General features: G+C 71.5%; 9 protein-coding genes and 1 pseudogene. 8 read left to right on the forward strand and 2 right to left on the reverse strand.

Annotation, left to right across the window (positions count from 1 at the left end; translation table 11 throughout):
• The first annotated feature begins 148 nt into the window (after nt 1-148).
• On the forward strand, nt 149-1,525 hold the full coding sequence (gene glmM, locus QH283_RS19635; protein WP_280504449.1) for a phosphoglucosamine mutase: 1,377 nt from the start codon (nt 149-151) through the stop codon (nt 1,523-1,525).
• A gap of 117 nt (nt 1,526-1,642) precedes the next feature.
• The gene (locus QH283_RS19640; RefSeq protein ID WP_280504450.1) at nt 1,643-2,428 is read left to right on the forward strand and encodes a hypothetical protein; all 786 of its coding nucleotides are present in this window, start codon (nt 1,643-1,645) and stop codon (nt 2,426-2,428) included.
• A 29-nt stretch (nt 2,429-2,457) separates the two neighbouring features.
• Here QH283_RS19640 and QH283_RS19645 read toward each other — a convergent pair whose 3' ends face one another.
• Entirely contained in the window at nt 2,458-4,098 is a 1,641-nt protein-coding gene (locus QH283_RS19645) for an ABC-F family ATP-binding cassette domain-containing protein (protein WP_280504451.1), read from the reverse strand.
• Between the two features lie 193 nt (nt 4,099-4,291).
• Between QH283_RS19645 and QH283_RS19650 the strand changes: the two genes are divergently transcribed.
• From QH283_RS19650 to QH283_RS19670, 5 genes are all read left to right on the forward strand, one after another.
• Complete coding sequence (locus QH283_RS19650; protein ID WP_280504452.1) at nt 4,292-4,480, forward strand: PspC domain-containing protein; 189 nt, start codon at nt 4,292-4,294, stop codon at nt 4,478-4,480.
• A 136-nt stretch (nt 4,481-4,616) separates the two neighbouring features.
• The gene (locus QH283_RS19655) at nt 4,617-4,925 is read left to right on the forward strand and encodes a DUF6802 family protein (RefSeq protein WP_280504453.1); all 309 of its coding nucleotides are present in this window, start codon (nt 4,617-4,619) and stop codon (nt 4,923-4,925) included.
• A 153-nt stretch (nt 4,926-5,078) separates the two neighbouring features.
• Nucleotides 5,079-5,387 (forward strand): hypothetical protein, encoded by a 309-nt coding sequence (locus tag QH283_RS19660; protein ID WP_280504454.1) that lies wholly within the window; start codon nt 5,079-5,081, stop codon nt 5,385-5,387.
• Nucleotides 5,388-5,403: 16 nt separating this feature from the next.
• Complete coding sequence (locus QH283_RS19665; RefSeq protein WP_280504455.1) at nt 5,404-7,110, forward strand: hypothetical protein; 1,707 nt, start codon at nt 5,404-5,406, stop codon at nt 7,108-7,110.
• A gap of 45 nt (nt 7,111-7,155) precedes the next feature.
• Entirely contained in the window at nt 7,156-7,536 is a 381-nt protein-coding gene (locus QH283_RS19670) for a hypothetical protein (protein WP_280504456.1), read from the forward strand.
• Between the two features lie 54 nt (nt 7,537-7,590).
• Here the strand turns inward: QH283_RS19670 and QH283_RS19675 are convergent, their stop codons facing one another.
• Nucleotides 7,591-8,451 (reverse strand): dienelactone hydrolase family protein, encoded by an 861-nt coding sequence (locus QH283_RS19675; RefSeq protein WP_280504457.1) that lies wholly within the window; start codon nt 8,449-8,451, stop codon nt 7,591-7,593.
• A gap of 36 nt (nt 8,452-8,487) precedes the next feature.
• Between QH283_RS19675 and QH283_RS19680 the strand changes: the two are divergent.
• A pseudogene (locus QH283_RS19680) lies at nt 8,488-9,229 on the forward strand (class II glutamine amidotransferase); the annotation flags it as partial.

Here is a 9,229-nt window from a genome sequence, read left to right on the forward strand (position 1 = left end):
TCCCCCCCCCCCGCCCCCCGGCCCCGGGGGGCCCCCGCACACCGGCGTGGCCGACGGCCTCCAGCAGTCCGAGAGCAGGCAGCCAGCTTTCGCTGGCCGCCTGCTCTCGTGCTGTATCGACGCATCTTTCTTGCGATAGGGGCTAGGTATGGGACGGTTGTTCGGCACCGACGGTGTGCGCGGGCTGGCCAACGAATCGTTGAGTCCGGAACTGGCGTTGCGGGTCGCCGGCGCGGCGGCGCAGGCGCTCGGCCGCGGCAGGACGCGCCCGCTGGCGCTGGTCGGCCGTGATCCGCGCGCATCGGGGGAGATGCTGGAGGCCGCCGTCACCGCCGGGCTCACCGCGGCGGGCATGAACGTGCTGTCGGTCGGCGTGCTGCCGACCCCCGCCGTCGCCTACCTGACCGGCCTGTACGACGCCTGTCTCGGCGTGATGATCTCCGCCTCGCACAACCCGATGCCCGACAACGGCATCAAGATCTTCGCCGCGGGCGGGCACAAGCTCGACGACGCCGTCGAGGACCGCATCGAGGCGCTGGTCGCCGCCGATGAGCCGTTCCGCCCGACCGGGGCCGGGATCGGCCGGGTGCTCAACGCCTCCGGCGCCCGCGACCACGGGGTGATCATTCCCGACCAGTACAGCGTCGAAGGCACCCACGAGCGCTACGTCGAGCACCTCGTCGAGGCCACCGGGCAGGATCTGAGCGGGCTGACCGTGGTGGTCGACTGCGCCAACGGCGCGGCCGCCGAGGTCGGGCCCGCCGCCTACCGGGAGGCAGGCGCCACCGTCATCGCCATCAACGCCGAGCCCGACGGCCTGAACATCAACGAGGGCTGCGGCTCCACTCACCTGGACCAGGTTCGCCGCGCGGTGGTCGAGCACGGCGCCGATCTCGGCCTCGCGCACGACGGCGACGCCGACCGCTGCCTCGCGGTCGCCGCCGACGGCTCGGTGGTCGACGGCGACGCCATCATGGCCGTGCTGGCCATCGCCATGAAGGAAGCCGGGCAACTGGCCGAGAACACCCTGGTCGCCACCGTGATGAGCAACCTCGGCCTGCACATCGCCATGCGCGAGGCCGGAATCACGCTGCGCACCACCGCCGTCGGCGACCGCTATGTGCTCGAGGACCTGCGGGCGGGCGGCTACTCGCTCGGTGGCGAGCAGTCCGGGCACGTCGTGCTGCCGCAGTACGGCACCACCGGAGACGGTGTGCTGACCGGCCTGAAACTGATGGCGCGGATGGCACGGACCGGGCGTTCCCTGGCCGATCTGGCGAGCGTGCTCACCACCGTGCCGCAGGTGCTGGTCAACGTTCCGGTCAGCGACAAGGCGGCCGTGGCCGCGGCGCGTGAGGTGCGCGAGGCGGTGCTCGAAGCCGAGCGCGAACTCGGTGATTCGGGTCGAATCCTGTTGCGCCCCAGTGGAACCGAGCAGCTGGTGCGAGTCATGGTCGAGGCCACCGATCAACGGCGGGCCGAACAGCTGGCCGACGATCTGGCCAAGGTGGTCGCCTCCGTGTGAGGTTTCGCCCGTGCCTGACCCGGGCCGTTGTCCACAGCCGCCGGGTTGTCCACAGGCTCGGCGTCCGCCCAGGTCGGCGCGGTGGGCGTCGGTGCGCCCCGGTGCATGCTGCCAGGCATGAAACCGGGATTGGCGCAGGTGCGCGATACACAGTTCGGCGTGTTCACCGGCTGGCAGGTGCTGTGCGAGTACAGCAGGGCCGAGATGCGCGAGCACATCGACCGCGGCCAGTGGGTGCGGGTGTTCCGCGGCGTCTACCGCGAGGCGGCGACCGAGCCCACGGCCCGGCTGCGGGTGGAGGCCGCCCGCCTGAGCCTCGGCGAACCCGGGCTGGTGGCCGCCTACGGCACCGCCGCGCGACTGCACGGACTTCCCGTGCCCGACGATCCGGTCACCCACGTGCTCGGCGCCCGCCCGACGCGCTCGCCCCGGCTGATCGTGCACTCCGACCTCTTCGACGAGCGCGAGGTCGAGATCGTCACCGGGACAGCAGCGACCGGGCTGGTGCGCACGGCCGTCGACACGGCGCGCACGCTCGGCCGGGCGGACGCGCTCGCGGTGGTGGAAGCCGTGCTGGCGCGGGATATCTCGCCCGCAGCGCTGTTCGTCGAGCTGGAGGCGCAGCGCGGCAGGCGCGGGCGGGCGCAGGCCGACGAACTGGTGGAACTCGCGATCGCCCGGGCCGGTTCCGTTTTCACCGGGGATGATCACGCGGTGGCCGCCGAGCCGGTCCCGATCCGCGCGCGGGTGGCGGCGAAGGTGCCCGCCTGCGCGGGCCTTCGACCCGAGGGGGCGGCGGGGCGCGGGCGGCTCACCCTCCGGCACGACCGGGGGCCAGCGCGGTGTGCCCTCGATCCGGCCGCGCGGAGCAGGGCGGTCGCGGCGGCCGGGAGGGCGCGGTGACCCGCCGCCCCGCGATCCGCTGCGTTCGCTCAGTCCTCGTGCAATCGCCCGTCGCGCAGATGCCAGCGGCGGGTGGCGCGGACCGAGTCGAGCATCCTGCGGTCGTGGGTCACCAGCAGCAGAGTGCCGGTGAAGGATTCGACGGCCTGCTCGAGTTGCTCGATGGCGGGCAGGTCGAGATGGTTGGTCGGCTCGTCGAGGACGAGCAGGTTCGTCTGCCTGGCCTGCAACAGGGCCAGCGCGGCACGGGTGCGTTCACCCGGCGAGAGGGTGTCACACGGTCGGAGCACGTGCGGGCCGCGCAGGCCGAACTTGGCCAGCAGGGTGCGCACCTCGGCGTCCGGCCAGTCGGGAATCTGCGCGGCGAAGGTCTCGGCCAGGTGCCCGGACCCGCGGAAAAGCGCGCGCGCCTGATCGACCTCGCCGATCCGCACCCCCGAACCGACAGTGGCGCTGCCGCTGTCGGGGGTGATCCGGCCGAGCAGCAGCCCGAGCAGGGTGGACTTGCCCGCGCCGTTCGCACCGGTCAGCACGATCCGGTCGGCCCAGTCGACGCGGGTGCTCACCGGGCCGAGCCGGAACTCGCCCCTGGCGACGACAGCCCCGCTCAACGTGCTCACCACCGTCCCGCTGCGCGGCGCGGAGGCGATCTGCATCCGCAGCTCCCACTCCTTGCGTGGCTCCTCCACGACCTCGAGCCGTTCGATCCTGCGCTGGGTCTGGCGCGCCTTGGCGGCCTGCTTCTCGGTCGCCTCGGCCCGCGTCTTCCTGCCCGCCTTGTCCGAGTCGTTCTTCGCCTTGCGCCGCGCGTTGCGGACGCCGTGCTCGAGCCAGTTGCGCTGCATCTGCGCCCTGGCCTCCAGGCCCGCCTTGGTGTCGGCGAACTCCTCGTAGGCCTGCCTGGCGTGCCTGCGCGCGATCTCACGCTCGGCCAGGTAGGCCTCGTAGCCGCCGTCGTAGAAACCGACCTGGTGCTGAGCCAGGTCCAGCTCCACTATGCGATTCACCGTGCGGGCCAGGAACTCCCGGTCGTGACTGGTCACCATCAGCGGCACCCGCACGCCGGTCACGAACTCCTCGAGGCGCGCCAGGCCGTCGAGGTCGAGATCGTTGGTCGGCTCGTCGAGCAGCAGGATGTCGTAGCGCGACAACAGCACCGAGGCCAGGCCGGCGCGGGCGGCCTGGCCGCCGGAGAGCGCGGTCATCGGCGTGGCGAGGCCCCGCGGCAGCGAATCGGTCAGCCCGAGCTGGGCGGCCACCTCCTCGGCGCGGGCGTCGAGATCGGCGCCGCCGAGGGCGAGCCAGCGCTCCAGCGCGGGCGAGTAGTCGTCGGCCCCGCCCTCGGCGAGGCGTTCGGCCGCCGCGTCCATCGCCCGCTGCGCGGCACTCACCCCGGTGCGCCTGCCGAGGAAGTCCAGCACCGACTCGCCCTCGATCCGTTCGGGTTCCTGGGCGAGGTAGCCGATGGTCGCGTCCGGCGGGCTGGTCGTCATGGCGCCGGTGGCGGGCGCGCGCTCGGCGAGCATCCGCAGCAGCGTCGACTTGCCCGCGCCGTTCACCCCGACCAGGCCGATCACATCCCCCGGAGCCAGGGTCAGGTCGAGGTCCTCGAACAGGATCCGTTCACCGTGGCCTGCGGTCAGTCCGCGCGCGTGCAGAGTGGTGCTCACCTCGACAAGTCTGCCGTGCCCCGCCCGCTCGCCCCGCCCCGGTGTGCGCCGGCGGCGGGAAACGCCCGCGACCGCCGCACCCCAGAGCTCCCCCGGCGGAAATCAGGGTCGATATGGGGTGATCGACCGATGCGCGGCCCGGCGGCCGCGACGACAGTGGAGGGCGGAAAGATTCCGAGGGAAGGACCTTGCGATGACCGCACCCACCCGTCGTCTCACCCGCTCCGACGATCGCTGGATCGCGGGCGTCTGCGGCGGCATCGCCGAATATTTCGGCTGGAACCCGAACATCGTCCGGCTGGCGTTCGTGCTGTCCTGTCTGCTGCCGGGCCCGCAGTTCCTGCTGTATCTGGCGCTCTGGCTGCTGATTCCGCGGCGCTGAGCACCGGCACGGCCCCGCGGCCCGCCGCCGTCGGGCCCGGGCTGACGCGCGGGCGCGGAGATGACAGGATGGAGGGATCATCAAGCGCCCGCGCAGACGGCGCTGCTTCGCAGGGGTCGGCGTTCGAGGAGGAGCCATGGTCACGTCCGGCGAATTCGGGGGTCTGGAACTGCCCGCCATCGACACCTCCACGGCCCTCGACGATCTCGGCGCCGTCGAGCTCACCCATCCCACCCAGGACATCGACGGCGACGGCCTGCTCGACACCGAGACCACGCACGGCCTCGAGGCCATGCAGGTCTGGACCGACTTCGACGGCGACGGCCTCGCCGACCACGTCACCGTGGTCGAGAACGACGGCGACCACGCCTCCTGGGAGTTCCACCGCCACCCCGACGGCACCTCCGAATGGGTGCGCACCGACCAGGGCACGCTCGGCGGATAGCCTCCCGCCGTCCCCGTCGCCCATCGTCGCGCGCATCACCGGAACCGGACCCCGCTCCGCTGCGTCCAAGGAAGTAGTCGAAGGTAGAGGGACGGTCGTCCGCGTGCGGAGACGGCCGCGGGCAGCACGGAGCGAGAAAGGGGCGCGCGGTCGATGAGCACCAATCAGTATCTCGGCGTGACCACCGGTGAGCTGGGGCGCTTGGGCAGCGAGCTCCGGGCGTCGGGGGAAGAGGTCGGCGGTCAGGCGGGCAAGATCGCGGAAGGCATCTTCGGCCCGGCGAAGGCCGGTCACAAGTATTCCGCCGAGGGCACGAAGATCCAGGAGGGGTTGAGCGCTCTACGGCAGCGCATCACCGACTGGTCGGGCGCCACCGGCGCCACTGCCGATGTGATCGGCGCGTCCGTCGTCGCCTATCAGAAGACCGACGATCAGAACAGCTCCGACATGGACAACCAGTGAGCGCGGGGGGCGTAGGGTGACCGAATCGACTTCCACCGCGGCCCAGACCGTGCCGCAACTGCTTTCCGAAGGCTCCAAGGCGCTGTTGTATTTCGAGGTGTTCGAGCCGCTGTACCAGAGAGCATTCGACAACGCCCTCGAGGGGCAGGATCTGTACACGGCACTGCACGGGCGATTCTACGAGCAGAACGGGCTGGACGAGTCCGGGCTGGCCGAGGCCCATGAGGTCGTCGCGGCAGCGGCGACAGTGATGAGCGATCAGCAGGCGAAACAGACCACGGTGTCACAGGCCATCGCCGAGGCGTGGCAGGGCGAAGCGGCGACCACCGCGCTCGGCATGATCGGTCAGCAGGTGGAGATGGCCTCCGCCGACGCCGAAGCCGCGAAGAAGATCGCCGCGGCACTCGAGCCGGCGCCCGCCGCGCTGCGGGCGGCGGTGCGGGCCAAGGCCGAGATCGTTCCCCAGTTCATCGACGGCGGCGAGCCCAAGGTCGCGGGCAAGAACGAGCAGGACGTCGAGGCGATCGTCGCCGGGGCCGAAGGCATCGGCATGTCGAACGTGTGGGACGGCGATTCGCTGGTGCGCAAACTGATGGACATCTTCCCCGAGTTGAATTTCGCCGCGCTGGCGACGCTGAACGCCTACGGCGGAGTGATCTTCAAGGGATCGCCGTGCGAGCGATTGATCAGGAGCACGTGCCGGAGCTGGCTGGACGAGGTCTTCAAGACCGACTACGCGAACAAGCTGTCGTCGTTCCGAGATGCCTGCACGACCGCCGACACCGGAGTTCTCGACACCTACAAGAAGATCACGGACGCGATGTCGACGCTGGGGCATGCCACCTACCCGCGCCCGGCGGGAGCGCCGACCGATTCGCCCGGCGACAACAACGATCCGGGGAGCACCCCGTCGGGCAGCACTCCCTCGGGCAGCACTCCCTCGGGCAGCACCCCTTCGGGCAATACGCCGTCCGGGACGGACACCACCCCGTCGTCCACCGACACCGATGACGACAACTCCACGACTCCGGCGGGAACGTCGAATCCGCTGAGCGGCCTCACGAATCTGAGCCAGATCGCCGGTCAGCTGAGCCCGCTGCTCACCTCGCTGACCGAGAACGTGCAGTCCGCGCTGACCTCCTTGAGCACCACGGTCGACGAAGAGATCGACAAGGCGCTGGAGAATCTGAAGAACCTCACCGCCGCCGAGGCCGATCCCGCCGGAGGGGAGGGGGAGGACGCCGGGGGAGAGGGGGAGGACGAGGACGGCGACGGTGTGCCGGACGAGGAGGCCGCGCCGCTGGCCGAGTTCGACCTCGCGGGCAAGGAGGTCACCTTCGAGCAGGACGAGAACGGTGTGAAGATGATCGTCACCGACGCCGAGGGCAAGGCCACCGAATACCGCATGACCATCGACGAGAACGGGGTGCCGGTCGTCTCGGCCGTCGAGTCGGAACCGGGTGCGGATGAGACTTCGGAGCCGGGCACACCGGCGACCGAGGAACAACCGGCGGGCTCGTCCTCGGTGCCGTCCGCGCCGTCGCCGGGCAAGCGGGAAGAAGACGGCGAGTACACCCCCGAGCCGATCCCGGCGCCCGAGTTCGTCGAAGACGAGGCCGAGGTCCCGGCCGAGCAGGAAGAGCCGGCGCCTGCCGCCCCGGTGGCCGAGGAGCCGCCGGTCGGCGACACCGGCGCGCTGCTCGCCGAGGCGGGACCGCTGTGACAGACGGCGGGTAGCAGCCGCCGGCGTTGAAGGAGGACGACGATCGTGGATTACCGCGCCGAGATGGAAGACATCATCGAACGGTGCAGACGTCGGTCGGCCGAGATCGTGGACGACCTCACGGAGGCCAACCAGCGGGTTGCCCTGGCCGACGCCGCGCTGGCCGATCGCACGAGGGCCGCCGCCCAGGAATTCTGGGAGGAACACGGCGAGGAGATCCTCGCCGCGCAGGCCGAGGCCGAGGAGCGCGAGCGCCGGGAGGCCGAGGAACGGGCCGAACAGGAACGGCAGGCCGCCGAACTCGCCGCCTATCGCGAGGCGATGGCGCGCTCGGCCTCGGCTCGCCGCTCCGGTGACGTGGTTGTGCCCATCGACGACGAGGACCCGGAGGCCGAGTACTACCGGCGGGAGAGCTGGCTCGTCTGAGTCCACCGGTCCCGCCCCTGCGCGAGGCCTGTCTCAGCGGCCGGTCAGCGTCTCTCAGCGGCCGGTCAGCGTCCGCAGCGTGCCGAGGGAGAGGGCGGGCTTGGCGGGCGGCTCCTCCACGGGGGCGTGCGGGTCGACGAGCGTGGTGCGGGAGATCTCCGCATCGGGGTCGGTGAAGGGGGCGTACTTCTTCTCGCCGGTGAGGGTGTGCAGCAGGTAGCCGGTGACCAGGGCGCGGGTGGCGCGGTGGGTCTTGGGTTCGTGCCTGCCCGCGCCGAGGGCGGCCAGGGCGCGGCGGCCCTCGATCAGGCCGTTGTGGGTGGCGCCGTCGAGGCGGCGCAGGATCAGCGGGCCCGCCCAGGCGGTGGCCAGGGGGAGCGCGTCGGAGTTGACCGAGGAGATGTCGGTGCCCGCCAGCAGCAGGGCGGGGGTGTGGATCTTCGCGGCCAGGGGCTCGGCGGCGGGGGCGGTGGGAGCGGGGAAGAGGGGCACGACGGCGCTGACCTCGCGCTGGGCGGCGGTGATGACGGCCGCCCCCGCGCCCATGCCGTGGCCTGCCAGGGCGATCTTGCCTGGGTCGACGGTGACGGTGCCGTCACCGAGGCGCACACCGGTGCAGATGTCGAGGGTGGTGAGCAGGTCGGTGGCCAGGCCGAGATGTGACGGGATCGGGCCGCGCTCGGTGTCGGGGGCGGCGGCCACGATGCCCCAGGAGGCGAGGTGCTCGAGGAACTCCCGGTAGCGGTTCACCCCGGTCAGCCAGCTGTGACCGAAGGCGACGGCGGGGAGGCCGCGCCCGCTCTCCGGGGTGTAGACGACACCCGGCTGGCCCGCGATGCCCAGGTTGCCGCGCAGCACCCGATGCGGTCCGCGGCGGGTCAGGGCGCTCAGAAGCTCTTTCACAGACACCGACACGACGTGAACGTTATCCGATAAGTACTCTGGGGAGCCATGTGCGGAATCGTGGGCTACGTCGGGTACCGGGACGCGCTCGGCGTCGTCGTTGACGCATTGCGCCGCATGGAATACCGCGGATACGACTCCGCGGGCGTGGCGATCCTCGACGGTTCGGGGTCGCTTGCGGTCGAACGCAAGGCGGGCAGGCTGGCGAACCTGGAGGCCGAACTCGCCGAAGCGGGCCCCGGCGCGTTCGCCGGCAGCACGGGCATGGGGCACACCCGCTGGGCCACTCACGGCGCCCCGACCGACCGCAACGCCCACCCGCACCGGGCGGCGGGCGGCAGGATCGCCGTGGTGCACAACGGCATCATCGAGAACTTCGCCCCGCTGCGGCGTGAGCTCGAGGAAGCGGGTGTCGAGCTGCTCAGCGACACCGACACCGAGGTCGCCGTCCACCTCGTCGCCCGTGCCTACGCCGAGGGGCCGACCGCGGGCGATTTCCACGCCAGCGCGCTGGCCGTGCTGCGCAGGCTCGAGGGGGCGTTCACCCTGGTGTTCGCCCACGCCGACCACCCGGACATGATCATCGCCGCGCGCCGCAACACCCCGCTGGTGGTGGGTGTCGGCCAGGGCGAGATGTTCATCGCCTCCGACGTCACCGCCTTCATCGAGCACACCCGCGAGGCGGTCGAGCTCGGCCAGGACCAGGCCGTGGTCATCACCGCCGACGGCTTCACCGTCACCGACTTCGCCGGCCGCTCCGACGAGGTACGGACCAGGCCGTACACGATCG

This window comes from Nocardia farcinica, assembly GCF_029867845.1.
Lineage (GTDB): Bacteria > Actinomycetota > Actinomycetes > Mycobacteriales > Mycobacteriaceae > Nocardia > Nocardia farcinica_A.